Source organism: Streptomyces rugosispiralis, assembly GCF_024505145.1.
Lineage (GTDB): Bacteria > Actinomycetota > Actinomycetes > Streptomycetales > Streptomycetaceae > Streptomyces > Streptomyces rugosispiralis.
The window spans coordinates 1-376 of the sequence record NZ_JANIAA010000255.1 but is presented as its reverse complement, the minus strand read 5'-3'; the positions used below and the strand labels follow the sequence as shown (position 1 = coordinate 376).

Genomic DNA, 376 nt, shown 5'->3' with positions numbered 1-376 from the left:
GCCGCAATCGCCCGACTACGCAACACCACCACCCGCGCCGCATCCTCCAACGACAACCCACCCGCCACACACGCCGCAGCAATCTCCCCCTGCGAATGACCCACCACCACCGACGGCACCACACCAGCCGCCAACCACACCCGCGCCAACCCCACCATCACCGCAAACGACACCGGCTGCACCACATCCACACGCCCCAACAACACACCACCACCAACACCCCCACGCACCACATCCACCAACGACCAACCCGTCAACGGATCCAACACCCCCGCACACTCAACCAAACACTCCGCAAACACCGGCGAAGACTCCAACAACTCCGCACCCATCCCCACCCACTGCCCACCCTGACCAGGAAAAACAAACGCCACCC

General features: G+C 64.1%; 1 protein-coding gene. It reads right to left on the bottom strand.

Features of this window, described 5'->3' with window-relative positions; genetic code table 11:
- On the bottom strand, positions 1–376 hold a 376-nt coding region (locus NP777_RS47325; protein ID WP_256656391.1), incomplete at both ends, for an acyltransferase domain-containing protein.